Here is an 18,167-nt window from a genome sequence, read left to right as displayed (position 1 = left end):
TTCACAGGGTTACGGCAGACACACGTATGGGGCCTCGAATAACATCTTCCCGGATCTGGCAGCAGATCGTACACACTCTTTTGCTATTTGCGGCTTTGGGGGCAGCAGCAGACGCACCCCGCGGATATCTGGACGACATCAACAGTCACCTGATCACCCCACAGGCGATACTGAGCGAAATTGAAAGCGTTGCTGATGAGATAGCCGCTCTGGAAAGTCAGGGGGAAGTGACCCACACCATTGCATTGGCCACCTATTCCGCTCTTACTGTGATGGCAACAGGTCTTATCAGTCAGGGAATCGCCCGTTACTTTTACACAGCAAAACCTTTGATCACAACCTGCAACCCTATCGACAGCTATGTCTCAGGCACGTATATCCGCGAGGGGTTGGCGGTCATGCTGCGCTACATCCTCCCAGCCAGTGTTTACGGCTCCCTGCTTGCCATAGTGTCACGCTATGGTGTCTGGCCTGCCATGCAAAGTCATGAATTCCCCAATATTATCAGTACGCAACTGTTGACCACTCTCGTTGCAACAGGGCTGGGAATACTCGACCACACACTGATCGGGAAGTCCGGTGTTCCCGATATTCTGAATCCCTACCGGGCTACAACATTGGCCATGGCTGCCGGGGTTGTAACAGCCATTTTTGCTGTGGGTGTCATGCGCTACAAGAAACACTTTACCTACATGCAATTGAAACTGCAGATTCACTCCCTGCGCAGACAGTACGCCCGTGCACTCAATGTGGTACTTAGACAAAATACAAATGGGCACTTTTCTTACTGAAATCATACTCACTGCCATCATCAAAGCGCACTTTGAAATCTGTCCCGGTTTCCGAGAGTACCTTGCCCTGTCCGAAGATAGAGTGATTAACCTGGGATTTCTGCCAAGGTAAAGAAAGCTCGCTATGAATTGCAGCCGCTTTGTCACTCCAGGTTAACGTGACTTCGGGGCGTACCGTTTTCACATAGGCTTCCACAATATCGGAGCGGGGAAAATCCAAAGGTATTTCCGCCTCCTTATTATCACTGCTGCTACTTTCGTGGAGAAACCGGCCCACCTGACAGGAGAGCTTATCCCGCAGCTCACCTATAAAGCGACTGGGCATGCGATCCGCCGATTGCGTTGGGCGACTTTGGTGAGGGTCAGGCGCTGTCACAAGATACAGTTCATCTCTGGCGCGGGTCATGGCGACATAGAACAAACGGCGCTCTCCCTCGATGCCACTTTCCCCCAAGGGCTCATCGCCTACGGCACAGGGCAGTTGTTTATCCAGCAACCCCGGCAGAATCACCACCGGCCATTCCAGCCCTTTGGCTTTGTGCATACTGGTGAGCAGCAATGCGTTTTCACGGCTGCGTTTTGTTTTCTTGTTGTTCTTGGCATTTGCACCTTCTTCCCGCTTTTTCTTGAGTTCATCGAAGAACTCACAGGCAGATACAGCATCCCGTTTGCTGGATGCAAGGTAACGAACAAAGCTGTCTATGGCGAGTATCTGTTCTTCTGCCCGATCACGATCCAAAGCAGATTCAATAATCCAGTTTTTCAGCTCTGAATCAATAAGGTAGCGATTCAGCAGTTTGGCCGCAGCAACACCGCCCTGCTCTATGCGCAGCCACAGCCGACCGCGTTCCAGCAAACGGTTTTTCTGGTAGTTGCTCACATCGGGCAGATACCCTTCCGCCTGTTTCATCACCCAACGACCGTAATCTCCCGCCCGATCGCTCAGCGCACGGCAGAATGTTTTCAGCCAGTCATCCCGAATGCCCACGTGGGGAAATCGCAACAGCTGCCAGAAACGCTGATAGCGCACTTCCGAAGTCATCATCTGAAAACGCCCGGCTGCGAGTTCCAGCAAAGAGATCAGGAACTGAATTTCCTGTCGGTCGAACGCTCCTTTTTCCGCTTCGCTGATGAAAGGGATACCGGTCTCAAGCAGTGCCAGCTCCAAGGTGACCGCCTGACTCCATAACCGCACCAGCACAGTGATATCAGACAACGAACGTCCACCAGCATTCAAAGCTGTGACATGCTCTGCCAGCCAGCGGGCATGATCGTTTTTCTCAATGCGTTCAACCCGGGTATCCGGCGTTGAGGTATGGGCAATACAGAGCGTATTCCCCCGACCGCTGTTTTTGGTAATCAGGTGGTCCGCCACCAGTGCCAATCGGTGACCATAACGGAAGGTGTAGCTCAGAGAGTAATGAACAGGATTGGGGAAATCGTCTGCGAAAGTTTTCAGGATATATTCTGGCCGTGCACCGCGAAACTCATAAATCGTCTGATCCGGATCTCCTACGACCATCACTTGTGCACGACGCCCGGCAATCATTTGCAGCAAAGTATGCTGCACTTCGTTGGTGTCCTGGTATTCGTCCACCAGCATCAGATCCATCTTATTGGTAATGCGCTGCACAAGTTCCGGCTGACGCAGCATCAGCATAACCGGCTGATACAGCATGTCTGCATAGGTAATGGAGGCCGTATTCAAACGCCACTCTTCAAAGGCGTGATATCCCTGCAACAAAAGCTTTTTGCGGGAATCGTACTCATATTCCTCAAATACCAGCTCAGGCGCGCGGGTTGTGCTCTTCACCAGATCAATAAACCCGGTTAACTCACTGATCCACGTACTTTTATTATTTTTAAGGGCGTCCATCATGCTCGCCGGAGCAATACGCTGGAGGATTTTCCAACACTCAAAATCCATACGCGCAGAGGATAAAGGATCACCCTGCCAGCGAGGCAAGAGTCCGTCTTTAGCAAAGTATTGGTAAAGCCTCAGCCCCATAGAGTGATAGGTGCGAATATCCGGCATAGCCAGATCGAGATGTGCACTGCGCGCCAGCTTGCGCTGAAAATCTTCACGGGCGCTGCGGTTAAACATCAGTACCAGCATGCGACCGGGATCTTGCCCACGCTCCAGCTGCCTGAGAACATGGGCCACCAACGTACTGGTTTTACCACTGCCAGCCACGGCCGTCACAATAGCATGGCTGCCATGGTGTCCAATGACGGCCTGTTGCTCCCCGGTCCAGTGCTTATCCAAAGAAATGTCCACTCAATCAACTGCTTACACGCGAAAACCCAAACAGCCCTTAGACTAACGACACTGGCAGTTATTGACAATCCGGTAGAGGATACAAACAGGCCATTGAGAACCCTTGTTTTCTCTTATACCATCCATCGGTTATTTCAGAATCCCCCCCGATCAGGCGCTATGGCTCATGACTGTTGAATCCAAAAAAGCTGTTGTCATCTACTCCGGTGGCATGGACTCCTTCACCGTTCTTCACAAAGCCCACGAAAAGGGTTATGAGCTTTATGCCCTGTCTTTCAACTATGGTCAGCGCCATAGCAAAGAACTGGAGTATGCAGCGAACGTGTGTAATGAGCTGGGTATTCCCCATAAGGTTGTAGACATAACCGCCATTAATGATCTGGTGGGTGGTTCCGCACTGACTTCCGATGACATCGAAGTGCCCGAAGGCCATTACGAAGAAGACAGCATGAAAGCCACGGTGGTGCCAAACCGCAATATGATCCTGCTGTCTCTGGCTACCGGCTACGCCCTGTCTATCGGTGCAGGCAAGGTGTTTTATGGCGCTCACTCTGGTGATCACACCATCTACCCGGATTGTCGCCCTGAGTTTGTAGAAGCCGTTAACGAAGTCACCAGAATCTGTGACTGGCAACCCGTTACTGTAGAAGCCCCCTACCTCTACGCAAGTAAGATTGAAATCCTTAAGGATGGTCTGTCCATGGGGCTGGATTACGGTCAATCCTGGACCTGCTACAACGGCCGTGAAAAAGCCTGTGGCAAATGCGGCTCCTGTAAAGAGCGCCTGGAAGCATTCCAGCTGAATAACGCCATAGACCCTCTTGCCTATGAAAAGCAGCCAGCCTGATGTACAGCGTTAAAGAAATGTTCTACACCCTGCAGGGTGAAGGTGCGAATGTCGGCCGTCCTGCGGTGTTCTGCCGATTCAGCGGCTGCAATCTGTGGAGCGGTTTGGAGCGGGATCGTGCAGCCTCTGTCTGCAACTTCTGTGACACCGACTTTCGTGGCACCGATGGCGAAGGCGGCGGCAAGTTTAAAACCGCACAGGCATTGGCCGAGGCCATTTTAGAAAAATGGCCTTCCGATTATCAAAACGAACACTGCACTCCCCTGGTCGTCTGCACAGGTGGCGAACCATTATTGCAGCTGGATAAGGATGCCATTGTTGCTCTGCATGATGCCGGTTTTGAAATTGCCATTGAAACCAACGGCACTCAGCCTATTCCAGAAGGGATTGACTGGTCTGTAGTCAGCCCGAAGGGGACAGCAGAGATTGTGATCACAGAGTGCGATGAACTCAAGCTGGTATACCCTCAGCCTGACGCAATGCCCGAGCGTTTTGAGTCTATCAAGGCCAGCCACTTCTACCTCAGCCCCATGGCCGACCCCCATAGACAGGCCAATGATCTTCTGTATCGGGACAGCTTAACCCGTGAGGTTATCGACTACTGCCTAAAACATCCAAAGTGGCGGCTCAACCTGCAAACTCACAAGATTATCAATATCCCATAGAAGTACGGACCATTTAACTTGTCACAACGCTAGCTATTGCTGACAATGGGTGAGCATCTCCTTTTATCGGATAGCGGAGAATCCGTTGCTCACCCTTTACCATTCCAATAGTCTGAACGACCTGAAAGAGATGCTGATCAAACTGATTAGCGTCGATCCCCTGACCAACCCTCTGGAAGCCGAACAGATTCTGGTGCAGAGCCCGGGTATGGCCCGCTGGCTGCAGCTGGAAATGGCCGAAGCCTTTGGCATAGCCGCCAGCATTGATTTCCCCCTGCCTGCCACATTTTTGTGGAATATGTTTATCCAGGTACTGGATGATGTCCCCCCCCGCTCCGCCTTTGCCAAAGAGAGCATGACCTGGAAGCTAATGGGTCTCCTTCCCGGATTAATGAACGTACCGGATTTTGCTCCTCTGCAGCGTTACACCGAGAACGACGAAGACGGTGTGCGCCGTTACCAGCTGGCAGGAAAGATTGCAGACATATACGACCAATACCTTGTGTATCGCCCCGAGTGGATTGCCGAATGGGAAGCAGGCAACAATCTGCCCGAAATTACAGAAGGCCAGGAGTGGCAGCCCATTCTCTGGCGGGCATTGGTGGAGCGTACTCAGCAGCTCAACCAGCCCCATTGGCACCGGGCCAATATGCACACTCGCTTTGCAGAGATACTGCGTGCAAAAGATTTTTCAGCCCGGTTGCCCAAGCGTTTGTTTGTATTTGGAATTTCAGCCCTGCCACCAGGTTACGTCGAAGCCCTGAGTGCCATTGGCGAGCAGTGTGATGTACATCTTATGATAACCAACCCCTGTCGTTATTATTGGGGGGATATTCGTGATGCCCGCTATCTTGCAAAAATCAAAGTCAGTCGTTTTCGGGAAGGCATTACGCCGGAACAACCCAATTCCTTTGAGGAGAAGTTTGACCCTGATGCCAATCCACTGCTGGCCTCCATGGGTAAGCTTGGCCGTGATTACCTGTACCAGTTACAGGAGCTGGCCAGCGGTAACCAACCGGTGAATGAGATAGATGCCTTTGAAGATATTCCTACCGATAGTCTACTCCACCATATTCAGCAGGACATTCTGGAGCTAAAGGACAGTACCGGGCTGGCTACACCGATAAAATCAGAGGACAACTCCCTCACATTTCACGGTTGCCACAGCCCGCTTCGGGAAGTGGAAGTCCTGCATGATCATTTGCTGCACTTGTTTAACAACGACCCGACTCTCACTCCCCGGGATGTGATTGTGATGGTGCCGGATATCGACAGCTACTCACCATTTTTGCAGGCGGTTTTCGGCAGCGCTGTGGATGAGCGCTACATTCCCTTTGCTCTGTCGGACCGCAGCGCCAGTCAGGAGCACCCGGTATTAGGAGCCTTCACCAGACTGCTGACACTGGATCAATCCCGCGCCAGTGGCCCCGAGCTGATTGAACTGCTGGAAGTGAAAGCGCTGCAAGCCCGCTACAAACTGGATGCTGACGGTTTAGCCACTCTCAGCCTGTGGGTAGAAGAAGCCGGGATACGCTGGGGCTTCAATGGCTCACATCAGGCCAGGTTCGATGTACCCTCCCGTGAAGAGAACACCTGGCTGTTTGGCCTGCGTCGTATGCTACTGGGCTACGCCATGCCCCAAGCCATGGGTTTATATAACGATGTGCTACCCACAGACCTTGTACAGGGTATGAATGCGGAGCTGGCGGGTTGTCTGGCTGACTTTGTGGAAAGCTGCGAGTGGCTGCTGACAGAATTGGATGAGCCCCGCGATGCCGATGGCTGGACAGTGTTCCTTAACCAGCTGCTGGAACGCTTCTTCCTGCCGGATGAAGAAGACGAACAGGCCCTGCAGAACATTCGTAAAGTACTGGAGAGCTTCCGCGAGCATCTCAGCGATGCTCAGTTTAATGATCTTCTGCCCCGTGCCGTTATGGTGGATTGGTTACAGGAGCATCTGGGCAACACCCGCAATAGCCAGCGTTTTCTGGCCGGGCAGGTGAATATCTGTACTCTGATGCCGATGCGCTCCATTCCCTTCAGGGTGGTGTGCCTGTTGGGAATGAACGACAGTGCCTACCCACGCAGCCTGCCCCCCATGGGTTTTGACCTGATGGCCCGCCACCCTCGCCGGGGCGACCGTTCCCGCCGTGAAGATGACCGCTACCTTTTCCTTGAGGCCTTGCTGTCGGCTCAAGAGCAGCTTTATATCAGCCATGTCAGCCGCAACATTCGGGATGATAACCCCAAGTTCCCATCGGTGCTGGTGACGGAACTGCAAAATCTGATTCGGGAGAGTTTTGTTCTGGAAGGTGCCGAAGAGGAGACAAACGACGACCGACTTCTCAAAGCCATCACTTACCAGCACACGCTGCAGTCTTTTAGCGCCGATAATTTCAAGGCCAGCGACCCCCTGCGCAGTTTTGCCAGAGAATGGCTGCCTGCCGCACAGGGAGCAGGGAGCGTACCGGAGCCATTTTTTGAGCAGCCGCTGGAGCCATTGCCGTTACCGGATAACAATGATCTGGAGCTCCCCCTCGCTCAGCTGCTCAGTTTCTGGAACAACCCCTGTCAGGCGTTTTGTCAACAACGCTTAAAAGTATTCTTTGACGATGATGACGATTCAGCCGAAACCCGCGAGCCTTTTGCTTTGGGAGGTTTAACCGGCTGGCAACTGAAAGACTCACTGGTTCATAAACATCTGGAAGGCGCCAGCGAAACAGAGTTCCGCCACCATGCCCGTGCGGCTGGTGTACTCCCCCATGGTAACTTTGGTGAGTTAGCCATTGATGAGCTGTGCAAAGAGGCCACAAGTCTTGCACAGCTGGTGGAGCCCTGGCTTAAAAACCACAAAGATGACGTGGAAGTGAACCTGTTTTTGAACGACAGTCGCCTGACAGGTTGGCTCGACGGCATTCACCACCATGGTCAGGTATTCTGGCGCACCGGGAAACTGCGTGACAAACACCGCTTCAGTGCGTGGATTCAGCATCTGTGCCTGTGTGCCGCTGGAAAACCTGCTCCCAGCTTTTATCTGACGGCCGATACCCAGTTCCGCCTTAATCCAGTTGAGCCTGATCAGGCACTCTCCTATCTCTCTGATATGGAACGCTTGCTTCGGGATGGTTTGTCCCGCCCTCTGCCCTTCTTTCCCAAAACCACCTGGGTCTGGCTGAATGAAGTGGCCAATGGCGTGACAATTTCCGATAACGAAAATGATCTGGAAAAAGCCCTGAGTAAAGCCACTGATGCTTTTTATGGCACAGGTTTTGGAGGCCCGGGAGAAAGTGCTGACCCTTACATTCAACGCTGCTGGCCTGATCTGGAAAGCATTTACCCGGAAATGATTGCTTTGGCGAATACCCTGCTGTTGCCGTTGTTCACCCATCTGCAGGATTTGGAGAAGGGGGAACAGCCTTGAGCGAATATAAAAGTATGAACGAAGCGTTTAACCTCAATCCCCTGACACTGCCCCTGCATGGCCATAGACTGATTGAGGCCAGTGCCGGTACCGGCAAAACCTGGACAATTGCAGCACTCTACCTACGCCTATTGCTTGGTCATGGTCGTACAGATGGTACGGCTCACCCCGAGCCACTCAATGTGGATCAGATACTGGTAGTAACCTTTACCGAAGCAGCCACAGAAGAGCTGAGGGATCGTGTACGGAGCAGGATCCATGGAGCCCGGCAGGCTTTTCTTAAAGGGGAGAGTGACGACCCGTACCTGGAAGAGCTTCTGGCTGATCTGGATGATTATCCCCGTCAGGCTGAAAAACTGCTGGCCGCAGAACGGCAAATGGATGAGGCAGCCATCTTCACTATTCATGGTTTCTGCCAGCGAATGCTCAAACAGCATGCCTTTGAGAGTGGCACCCTGTTTACCAGTGATTTGATGGAAGATCAGTCGGAGCTGGTGACTGATACTGTGGCTGACTTCTGGCGACGCACCATGTATCCACTGAGCCGGGAGCTGGCAGAACTCACCCGTAATATCTGGATGACACCAGCCGCGTTGGAAAGTGACCTTTACCAGTGGATTGGTCAGAGTGAATTACAGATTGACGAACGACATATTCCTAAGTCTTTAAATGAGTTACAGCCATTTATTGATAACGTTTGTGAAATTAAACGTCTCTGGCTTAATGAACAGGATGTTATCGAACACGAGTTGGCGAACGCTCTGAAAAAAAACAGCAAGCCATGGAACCGATTGGCCAAAATGCACGCTTTCGCCCAGGGGGCTGCGCTGGTACCTTTCTTTCAGAAAGAGGTGAACTGGCAGCATTACACTCCTGAAGCACTGGAGAAAGCCTGCGGCAAAAACAAAAGTGCCCCTGATCTGGAAGTCTTCCGTCGCATACAAGCCTTAGAGGACAAAGGCATCGACCTGATATCCTCCTTCCGCTCCATGATGTTGCGGGATGCGTTAAATGATGTCAGAAGCCGCTTGATTGAGCGCCGCGCCCAGCTACGCAAGATGTCCTTTGATGATCTTCTCAGCAAACTCGATGAAGCTCTGGAAGGCTCAGGTGGAGAACATCTTGCCGAGCATATTCGCGCCACTTTCCGTGTAGCACTGATAGATGAGTTTCAGGATACCGACGGGGTGCAGTACCGCATCTTCAACAATCTGTATCCCTTGTCTGATCAACCCGAAAAAAAGGACGACACGGGCCTGTTTTTGATTGGTGACCCAAAGCAGGCCATTTACGCCTTCCGTGGCGCGGATATTTTTACCTATATCCAGGCACGGCGGCAGATGGAAAGCCGCTATACCCTATCTAAAAATTGGCGTTCAGCGGCCTCCATGATCCAGGCCACCAACCATATCTTCGAACAGGCCAGGTCACCGTTTATTTACGACAGTGATATTCCTTTTCAGCCCGTGGACTTCTCGCCGGGCTCTGACAGCTATGGCCTGTTTATTGACGATCTCCCCCAGCCGGCCCTGCAGGTGTGGCATCAGAATAATGGTGAAAATGCCGTAGGCAAAGGAGACTACGAAAGCGAAATGGCGCAGGCTACGGCTAATGAGATTAACCGCCTGCTCACACTGTCCAAGCATGGGCGTTGCCATACCGTACGCAAAAGTGGTCAACAGCCTCTGAGCCCAAGAGATATTGCCATTCTGGTGCGCACCGGTACTCAGGCCGACAAAGTGCGCAAGGCACTGGCAGAACAGAATATTGCCAGTGTGTATTTGAGTGATCGCAGTTCGGTGTTTGATTCGCCGGAAGCACTGGACCTCAGCCGTCTGCTGGCTGCCTGCCTTGAGCCTTCCAACGAACGTTATCTCCGTGCAGCGATGGCCACCCCACTTCTGGCACTGCAGGCGGAACAGTTGGATGAACTCAACAACGATGAACAGTGCTGGGAAGATGCCGTTGAGGAGTTTACTGAATACCACGAGCTCTGGATGCGTCGCGGCGTTCTCCCCATGATACGCACCCTGATCACCCGCAGAAATCTGGCCGAAAACCTGCTGGCTGAAGTGAACGGCGAACGCCGCCTGACCGATCTCCTTCACATTGGGGAGCTGTTAGCCACGGCCGCACGTGAGAAGGACACGCCCCACGCCCTGCTGCGCTGGCTGCAGGAGCGCATGGGCAGCCCTGATCAGAATGCCAAGGACCAGCAGCTTCATCTGGAAAGTGAACAGCATCTGGTGCGTGTCGTCACCATTCATAAATCCAAAGGTCTGGAATACGGGCTGGTCTTCCTGCCTTTTGTCTGCACCTGGCGGCCTCAGGAGCAGGGGATTTACCACGACGACAACCAACAGCTGATTGCTGACCTCAGCGCCCAGCCAGAAGCGATAGAAAAAGCGGATAAAGAACGGTTGGCGGAAGACCTTCGCCTCCTCTACGTGGCCCTGACCCGTTCGGAACATGTGTGCTATCTCGGCGTTGCGCCAGTCAAACTCCGTGCTGGCGCCAAAACCACAGACACTGACCTGAATAAAACAGCTTTGGGACATTTGCTCACCAATGGTGATGTCATAACCGCCAATGACCTCACCGAGGCTCTGAAAACACTGGAAGACAACTGCCCATCAATCACAATCACACCACTGCCAGAATCCTGTGATGCACCCTACTCATCACCAGAAGCTGAGAAGCCCGAACTGGCTACCCAGACGTTTACTGGCTCCATACCCCGGGACTGGTGGATGACCAGCTACTCCGCCCTCTCCCGCAATGCGCAACATGCCGCCAAATCCACACCGGATGCCAGTCATGAACAACCGGGCTTTGATCTGGAGGTACAGGGACAAGCTCAACAGAAAACAGTGGACGACGTTGAACGGGCACCCTATACGTCACTGTTTGATTTCCCCCGTGGTGCACGGCCCGGTACTTTCCTCCATGAGATTTTTGAGCGTATAGCTTTTGAAAATCCTGTGCCGGAGGAAGTCGAAGCCATGATCCGCGAACAGCTGTTGCTCAATGGTCTGGAGGAAGAGTGGCTGCCGGTTCTGCAGAGTATGGTCAACAGCACTCTGAATGCGCCTATCTCCCATGACGGCAGTAGCTTCCGTCTGGCGGATTTGCAGGCTGGAAGTTATAAGGCGGAACTGGAGTTCAATCTCTCTCTGGGAATACTGTATGCCAGCCGGTTAAACCAGCTGCTGCAGTCGTCTACCGACCCACTGGCCAGCCGCGCGGGTGACCTGACCTTCCAGCGCGTTCAAGGATTGCTGAAAGGCTTTATTGATTTGACCTTCCAGCACAATGGTAAATGGTATGTGCTGGACTGGAAATCCAACTGGCTGGGGGATTGTGCTGCTGCCTACACCCGCGAAGCCATGGCGGATGCGATGATTGATCACCGCTATGACCTCCAATATCTGATTTATACCCTCGCCTTACATCGTCTGCTGAAAAACCGCCTGCCGGATTATGACTATGACACTCATATTGGTGGTGCCATTTATGTTTTTCTCCGGGGTATTCCAGAATCCCCAGACTCTGAGGAGTCCACTGGCATCTATCACCACAAACCGAACAAAAACTTGATAGAAAACCTGGATCAGCTTTTTGATGGTAAGAAAGCAGGCGAGGAAGCAGCACCATGCTAAATACTCTCAAACACCTCGCAGAAATAAACATTATCCGGCCTCTGGATTATCATTTTGCTCGCCTTCTGGCGGAGCAAAGCAGCAATCCGGTTGTGCTTCTCGCTGCGGCATTAACCAGTCGGGAGCTGGGTAATGGTCATACCTGTCTGCATCTGGGAAAAACCGACCTGTTCCATACTCTTGGAGCGAATCGTTACCTGGATGCCATTAAGAGATGCCCACCGCCTAATCAGTGGGCCAGGATTCTTCAGGATGAAAGTGCTATAGGCGACGGTAAACAGGCGACTCCCCTTGTGCTGGATAATGGTCGTTTATATCTGATGCGCTACTGGCAGTACGAAATGGCGATTGCCCACCGGCTGAACAACAGTAGCCACACACCTTATACCCCCTCCAATGCTGAGAACACGGCAGCGATTCTTAATCGCCTTTTTCCTGAGCAGGATGATGGCGAGATTAACTGGCAAAAGGTTGCAGCCGCTGTCGCTGCGAGCCGCAGAGTCTCTGTTATCAGCGGTGGCCCCGGCACTGGTAAAACCACGACGGTTACCCGTTTACTGGCCCTGCTTGTGGAACAGGCTCTGGAGGAAAACCCGGATCGCCCTCCCGTCATTCGCCTGACTGCCCCCACAGGTAAGGCCGCAGCACGGTTGACTGAATCCATCGGTACTGCCCGCTGGAAGCTCAACTGCAGTAAAGAGGTGCGCTATGCCATCACCGATCAGGCCACAACTCTACACCGGTTGCTGGGCGTGATTCCCGGCCGTACCGAGTTCCGTCATAATCGGGATAATCCTCTGCACCTGGATGTTCTGGTGGTGGATGAGGCTTCTATGATTGATGCGTCGCTCATGGCGCGCTTGCTGGACGCCCTGCCAGAAACAGCTCGCCTGATTTTCCTGGGAGACAGGGATCAGCTGGCTTCTGTGGAAGCCGGCAGTGTGTTAGGGGATATCTGCGCCAACATCAACAGCGGATACTCTCACCAGCAGATAAAACATTTGCAGCAGCTGACCGGAGCCAACCTGATGACTTTTGTCTCCGGTCAGGGGCCTGCGATTCGGGACAGCCTGTGCCTGCTTCGCAAAAGTTATCGTTTTGATGCTAACTCTGGTATTGGTCAGCTGGCCAGAGCCGTCAACAACGGTGACCTTCCTCAGGTTGAAGCGGTGTGTCAGGCCAAGCTGGATGATCTGGAGTTGGCTTACAGTGAAGATATTCAAAAACAACTGCTGCAAACAGCGGTGGATGGATACCGCCCCTATCTGGAAGCCATGCAGGATGATAAGCCTGCTGAAGACGTTTTGGACATGTTTGATCAGTTCCAGACACTTTGTGCTCTTCGGGAAGGAAAGTGGGGAGTAGCCGGCCTGAATAACACGATTCGTTCAACGCTCGCCAGGAAGGGGCTAATTCCCGAAGAGGGTATCTGGTATCACGGGCGCCCCGTGCTCATCACCCGTAATGACCCGGCTCTTGAGTTGTATAACGGTGATATCGGTATCACCTTTCGTCGGGAAGATGGGCGTTTTCGTGTGGCTTTCCCAACCCCGGACGGCAAGGTACGCTACCTGCTACCCAGCCGCTTACCTGAGCATGAGACTGTTTTTGCCATGACGGTACACAAGAGTCAGGGTTCAGAGTTTCGGCGGGTATCTCTGGTTCTGCCGGATACTGTGTCTCCGGTGCTAACGCGGGAGCTGTTGTATACAGGCATTACACGCGCCAAGAAATCGTTGGTGCTGTTCTCTAAGCCAGACATTCTTGTATCTGCCGTGAATCACCCTATTGAACGGGTGACAGGGCTGGCGGATCGTTTGTTATAAACATAGGGGGGCGGTCATAGTGGGGGAGAAATGAGCGTGGAAAAGCGTGAGAAATGAACGGGGAGATTGTTCGCCCGGAGGTTTAGGAGGATGGCGGGAAAAATCCCGCCTCCTGATCGATCCATGGCAACACGGAACGATTGAAGCTCTATTCCCGAAAGGGATCAGATCACTTCAATTTCTTCAGCCTGAGGACCTTTCTGGCCCTGAGTTACAGTGAAGCGAACCTGCTGACCTTCGGTCAGGGAACGGAAGCCATCACCCTTGATCTGACGGAAGTGAGCAAACACGTCAGGGCCGTTGTCCTGAGCGATGAAGCCAAAACCTTTCTCGTCGTTGAACCACTTTACAGTACCGGTAGTAGTAGACATTACGTCATCCTTTTCTTTCAAAAATAATGGTGCCTTGCAGGCAAGACGGTTGAGCTAGAAGTGTCTCTCTTTTCACCTTGAAAAAGAGAAACTGTTATTTATGAAAAACCGGACGAGCTACTACACCCGAAACACAAAATCTTTGCATAAATCAAACACACTTTTAACGTGCCGCCACTTTTAAGTACTGACCCCCAAAAGGGTCATGGGTATAGTAATCGAATTTTCATGAAAGTCTCGCAACAACGCAAAAAAATAGAAAAAAATTACCATTTTTTCTGTTTATCGAAGCTCTACTAAGGAAATTGACTACTTTTCCAGCGAAACTATACCAGCAAAAGGAGTATCTAGTATATTCTCAAGCGTCGTAGCATCATCTGGGCATCCAGAAACTCCCGATAGTCGCTGTAGTCCATCCCCGCATCAAACACATAACTTGTTACCAGAGAACGCACGCAACCTACCAGCTTATCGACGTTCCAGGGTTTATCAAAGTAGTGGTGTATACCCGCCTGATTGATCGCATTGATGGTATCGATATGGGTGGCCTGACCGGTCAACAGTACTCTGCGTGTGTGTTCAAAACGGGGGTCGGCGGCAATCTCAGCTAACAGCTCTACGCCTGTTTTATCGGGCATAACGTGATCTGATATCACTACAGCCACCATCTGCCCTTCGGCATCCAGTTCTTCCATAAGCTCCAGGGCTTCCGCAGCACTCTCACACTCCTCAATATTGAGCCACTGCTTGAGAGGTTTTAGATCCTGCTGTACGGCATTGAGCACTTCTGGCTGGTCATCTACACAAATTACATTGAATTTATTCATTGCTGTTCCAGGGAGCTAATCGAATGCGAAATATGGTTTTTTCGCGGTCACTTTTTACCGCGACGGAGCCGTTGTAGTTCGAGGCTATGCGCTTCACAATGGAAAGCCCCAGACCCAGCCCGAAAGACAGCCCTGTTTTTTTTGTAGTGAAGTCCGGCTGAAAAATTTTACGACGGGTCTCTTCCGTGATCTCCGGGCCATTGTTACCGATGGTCACGTAGTACCAGCCATTGCTGTAGCGAGTATGTATATGGATCTCTGGTGCGATGGTACTCTTCAGGGCATCGCAGGCATTTTTCAGGATGTTGATCCACATCTGCATCAGCTCAGTTTGAGAGCCTGTAAAAGCTGGAAGCGTACCCGGCTCAAAATGTACGCTAACCCCTCGCAAATCACTCTTCAGCAGGGCTTTGGCCTGCATAATAGTGTCGTTAATATTGATCACTTCATCGTGGGAAATTTCTGTGCGGCCAAGTTGTTTGACAGATTTCACAATCCCTACGGTATGCTGGGAGGCCAGCTTCAGGTCATACAGGTCTCGCCCCAACTGCCAGGCTCGGATAGCGACATCATGCTGTTTCATCCACGTCTCAATGTGACCTTCTCTGGGAATGGCCCGGGCCAGTTCACGGGCCTGATCTTTCGGCAGTCTATACGTTTTCTCAAAGGTTTTACCCCGTTCCCGTACCTCTCTGGAAGTAAGGACCTGCCCTTGGATAAGACCGGTTTCAAAGAAGGTTGCCAGCTCCGGGTTCGCCTGGTTAATCAAACTGGAGATGGCAGCTTCCAGCCGCACCGCCTTGCTGCTCACAACACCGGTAGCATTATTCAGCTCATGGGCAATACCGGCGGCAAGCTGGCCAAGGGTTGTCATCTGCTCTGCCGTATAGAGTTGCTGCAAAGCCTTCTCTTTGGCCAGGGATTCCCGCATCGCCCGAATTTGCCGTTGAGACAGTTCATTCACTATCAACGGCATAAATTGAGCGGTCAGGGCGCTGTAATCATCAGGGCTTTCGGTATCCGCCCGTTCAATCCATGCCAGCTGCGAATCAACCTGAGCAATAACGGTGGAAGAGGCCGTCCAGGTTCCGGAAAAGAAACTGTGTACTCCCACAAACTCCCCGGTTCCGGCAGAGAGCACCTGCGTTGACTCGCTGCCCTCTTCAGATTCCTCTGCTTCCGAATAAAACCCCGCCAACTTTCCTGAGCGGACATAGTACAGCCGCTCATTGTTACCGCCCTGCTCAATCAGAACCGTTCCGGCCTCAAGTAGCATCTGTCGCTCGGGCGTGCTGAAGTAGCGATCTATAAGGGGTTTGAGTTTTTCTTCATCCATACCTGCTCTCCTGATCACCCAAGAAACCCAGTGATATTCAACACCCAGACCATCACAAAGCTCAGGATTGTACCAGCAACACCGAGGATGCTGCCCACCTTTGCCATCTGCTGGCTTTGAATATGACCGGTTGCATGGGCCAGTGCATTAGGAGGCGTACTGATTGGAAGGGACATGCCCAGAGAAGCAGCAAAAGTGACCACCAGAATCAGTGTAACTTCTCCGCCAAGAGGGGTAAGTGACGCCATAGAGGAACCCAGTGCGGCCATAATCGGCATCAGCAGGTTGGCTGTTGCCGTATGGGACATAAAGTTCGCCATCAGCAGACACAAAGCGGCCGCCCCTGTCAGTACCACATAGGGGGAGAACTCACCAAAAGGAATGCTGTGCACCACCAGCTGTGCCAGCCCTGTTTTATCCAGCGCCAGCCCCAGAGCGATACCCCCGGATACCAGCCAGAGCACATCCCAGGAGATTTTCTTCAGATCCTCTCGGGTGATAATGCCGGTGATGGAGAAAATGGCTACAGGAATCAGTGCCACTGTAAAGGAGTTCATACCATGGGAAGAACCCATCAGCCACAGGAGAATGGTTGCAGCAAAAGTAATATAGACAACCATCGCCTTCGGTGTTTTCAGAAAGTGGCTTTTAATATTGATGTCGATCGTATCCTGTCTGGCCCGAAACAGAGTGTTAATCAGCAGCCATGCAGCCACCATCATCACGATGACAAAGGGCACCGCAAATACCATCCACTCTCCGAAGGTAATCATGTTGTCTTCCGCCAGATACTTCAGGGCAATAGCATTGGGAGGAGTGCCGATGGGTGTACCAATACCACCAATATTAGCCGCCACGGGAATGCACAACGCAAAAGCGACCCGTGCGGGATCCTCAGGGGTCAAAACAGCAACCACCGGGGCCAGAATCGACAGCATCATAACCGTGGTCGCAGTATTGGACATAAACATGGAAAACACTGCAGTAATCAGCATCAGTCCGAGCATGACGTATTTTGGATCCTGGCCAAAGGGGGCCAGTAAAACACGGGCCAGATTCACATCCAGACGATATTTCGTAGCTGCCATGGCAAGGAAGAATCCCCCAAGAAACAGCATGATAATAGGGCTGGCAAACGTTGCCATAATTTCATGGTGAGCAAGCAGTTCACCGAAGTGACTCTGCCCCTCTTCCAGACGCAGCACTCCTATCCCCTTATCGGACACCAGCAACAGTTCCAACACAATAATTACAACAGATGTTGCATAAATTGGGATCGGCTCAAACACCCAGCACAGGGCTGCCAGAAAGAAAATCGCAACTACTCGCTGCTGGATAACCGTCATTCCTTCAAAGGGAAAGGCGGAAAGAGGTAACAGCAATAACAAGAGAGGCACCATCAACGGGATGATGTACTTCAGGCGGGGGCGCATGGCAATACTACTCTATGGCAATTTATTGGGTGTTTTAACCGTGCCGTAGTCGTTCTTGGGTGGCACTTATATTGGTTGAATTATTATGAAGGGATTATGCTTCGGAATACCCGTACCAGATCAATAAAACTTAAGATGTAATAGAATATCTACTGCTATTTTCCGCCCTTGCTGCATCACAACTCTGGTCACGTAGCGGGCCACGCTCCCGACGCTTTGGCCACAGCAAACACAAAATTCTAACCATAAGTACCCGGACCATTGATTTCGCATAGTCTGGGTACTTATTGTTAGAAGATGGTTGTGATAGAACGCTGGCAGGCACTTAGCCAGAAGAATGATTTCCCACTCTATTACCTGTACTGTCAAAATACGCCACGCTGTCACTCTCTAAACACCAGACATGTTCATAACACGCGGTTGGTATGACAAGTGCCTACTTCAGAGCTATTCGCCCCCCCAGGGTTGTCAGAATAAGACCAGGAAGTAGAATTACCAACATACTCATTGACGCAGCCTGGGGCTCTTTTTCCAGTACCGCACTGACAGCCCAGGCAACAGCGAACAGGATGGTTGCCATACCCGCAGTCATCAATGCGAGAGAAGGCCAGCTGGCTTGTTTTTTCCAGCGTATCCATATGAGCCCCTGAACAGTTGCCAAAGTGGCAACCCCCATCCAGAAAAAGAGAACTTCAATCCCGGTAAAAATAGCC

At 51.9% G+C, this 18,167-nt stretch carries 12 protein-coding genes; 6 read left to right on the top strand and 6 right to left on the bottom strand.

Features of this window, described 5'->3' with window-relative positions:
- Positions 1 to 26: 26 nt before the first annotated feature.
- On the top strand, positions 27 to 791 hold the full coding sequence (locus E1189_RS15510) for a hypothetical protein (RefSeq protein WP_155161242.1): 765 nt from the start codon (positions 27 to 29) through the stop codon (positions 789 to 791).
- Here the strand turns inward: E1189_RS15510 and E1189_RS15505 are convergent.
- The gene (locus E1189_RS15505; protein ID WP_329602064.1) at positions 757 to 3,069 is read right to left on the bottom strand and encodes an ATP-dependent helicase; all 2,313 of its coding nucleotides are present in this window, start codon (positions 3,067 to 3,069) and stop codon (positions 757 to 759) included. The two genes, E1189_RS15510 and E1189_RS15505, sit on opposite strands and share 35 nt — an antisense overlap.
- Before the next feature lie 166 nt (positions 3,070 to 3,235).
- Between E1189_RS15505 and queC the strand changes: the two genes are divergently transcribed.
- From queC to recD, 5 genes are all read left to right on the top strand, one after another.
- Entirely contained in the window at positions 3,236 to 3,916 is a 681-nt protein-coding gene (gene queC / locus E1189_RS15500) for a 7-cyano-7-deazaguanine synthase QueC (RefSeq protein WP_155161240.1), read from the top strand.
- On the top strand, positions 3,916 to 4,581 hold the full coding sequence (queE, locus tag E1189_RS15495; protein ID WP_155161239.1) for a 7-carboxy-7-deazaguanine synthase: 666 nt from the start codon (positions 3,916 to 3,918) through the stop codon (positions 4,579 to 4,581). Before queC ends, queE begins: the two co-directional genes overlap by 1 nt.
- A gap of 85 nt (positions 4,582 to 4,666) precedes the next feature.
- Complete coding sequence (recC, locus tag E1189_RS15490) at positions 4,667 to 8,002, top strand: exodeoxyribonuclease V subunit gamma (protein WP_155161238.1); 3,336 nt, start codon at positions 4,667 to 4,669, stop codon at positions 8,000 to 8,002.
- Positions 7,999 to 11,661, top strand: coding sequence for an exodeoxyribonuclease V subunit beta (gene recB, locus E1189_RS15485; protein ID WP_230460434.1), 3,663 nt, complete (start codon positions 7,999 to 8,001; stop codon positions 11,659 to 11,661). Before recC ends, recB begins: the two co-directional genes overlap by 4 nt.
- Positions 11,655 to 13,487, top strand: coding sequence for an exodeoxyribonuclease V subunit alpha (recD, locus tag E1189_RS15480; RefSeq protein ID WP_155161237.1), 1,833 nt, complete (start codon positions 11,655 to 11,657; stop codon positions 13,485 to 13,487). The genes recB and recD overlap by 7 nt, the downstream gene beginning before the upstream one ends.
- A gap of 164 nt (positions 13,488 to 13,651) precedes the next feature.
- Here the strand turns inward: recD and E1189_RS15475 are convergent, their stop codons facing one another.
- The 5 genes from E1189_RS15475 to E1189_RS23975 form a co-directional block, all read right to left on the bottom strand.
- A complete protein-coding gene (locus tag E1189_RS15475) occupies positions 13,652 to 13,858 on the bottom strand; it encodes a cold-shock protein (RefSeq protein ID WP_155161236.1) in 207 nt (68 codons plus the stop codon).
- Between the two features lie 347 nt (positions 13,859 to 14,205).
- Positions 14,206 to 14,685, bottom strand: a complete 480-nt coding sequence (locus E1189_RS15470) for a response regulator (protein WP_155161235.1) — start codon at positions 14,683 to 14,685, stop codon at positions 14,206 to 14,208.
- Complete coding sequence (locus tag E1189_RS15465; protein WP_155161234.1) at positions 14,678 to 16,021, bottom strand: ATP-binding protein; 1,344 nt, start codon at positions 16,019 to 16,021, stop codon at positions 14,678 to 14,680. Before E1189_RS15465 ends, E1189_RS15470 begins: the two co-directional genes overlap by 8 nt.
- A gap of 14 nt (positions 16,022 to 16,035) precedes the next feature.
- The gene (locus E1189_RS15460) at positions 16,036 to 17,454 is read right to left on the bottom strand and encodes an SLC13 family permease (RefSeq protein ID WP_155161233.1); all 1,419 of its coding nucleotides are present in this window, start codon (positions 17,452 to 17,454) and stop codon (positions 16,036 to 16,038) included.
- Positions 17,455 to 17,890: 436 nt separating this feature from the next.
- On the bottom strand, positions 17,891 to 18,167 hold a 277-nt coding region (locus E1189_RS23975), incomplete at its 5' end, for a hypothetical protein (protein WP_196221466.1).

Source organism: Parendozoicomonas verongulae (assembly GCF_009711465.1).
GTDB lineage: Bacteria > Pseudomonadota > Gammaproteobacteria > Pseudomonadales > Endozoicomonadaceae > Sansalvadorimonas > Sansalvadorimonas verongulae.
Note: the sequence above shows the minus strand (reverse complement) of the source record. Positions and strands in the feature narration are given on the sequence as shown.

What these genes read in the sequence shown, in the direction of transcription:
- queC (WP_155161240.1), top strand. Translation starts at nt 3,236, where the DNA reads ATGACTGTTGAATCCAAAAAAGCTGTTGTCATCTACTCCGGTGGCATG.
- E1189_RS15465 (WP_155161234.1), bottom strand. Translation starts at nt 16,021, where the DNA reads ATGGATGAAGAAAAACTCAAACCCCTTATAGATCGCTACTTCAGCACG.
- E1189_RS15470 (WP_155161235.1), bottom strand. Translation starts at nt 14,685, where the DNA reads ATGAATAAATTCAATGTAATTTGTGTAGATGACCAGCCAGAAGTGCTC.
- queE (WP_155161239.1), top strand. Translation starts at nt 3,916, where the DNA reads ATGTACAGCGTTAAAGAAATGTTCTACACCCTGCAGGGTGAAGGTGCG.
- recD (WP_155161237.1), top strand. Translation starts at nt 11,655, where the DNA reads ATGCTAAATACTCTCAAACACCTCGCAGAAATAAACATTATCCGGCCT.
- E1189_RS15460 (WP_155161233.1), bottom strand. Translation starts at nt 17,454, where the DNA reads ATGCGCCCCCGCCTGAAGTACATCATCCCGTTGATGGTGCCTCTCTTG.
- E1189_RS15475 (WP_155161236.1), bottom strand. Translation starts at nt 13,858, where the DNA reads ATGTCTACTACTACCGGTACTGTAAAGTGGTTCAACGACGAGAAAGGT.
- E1189_RS15510 (WP_155161242.1), top strand. Translation starts at nt 27, where the DNA reads ATGGGGCCTCGAATAACATCTTCCCGGATCTGGCAGCAGATCGTACAC.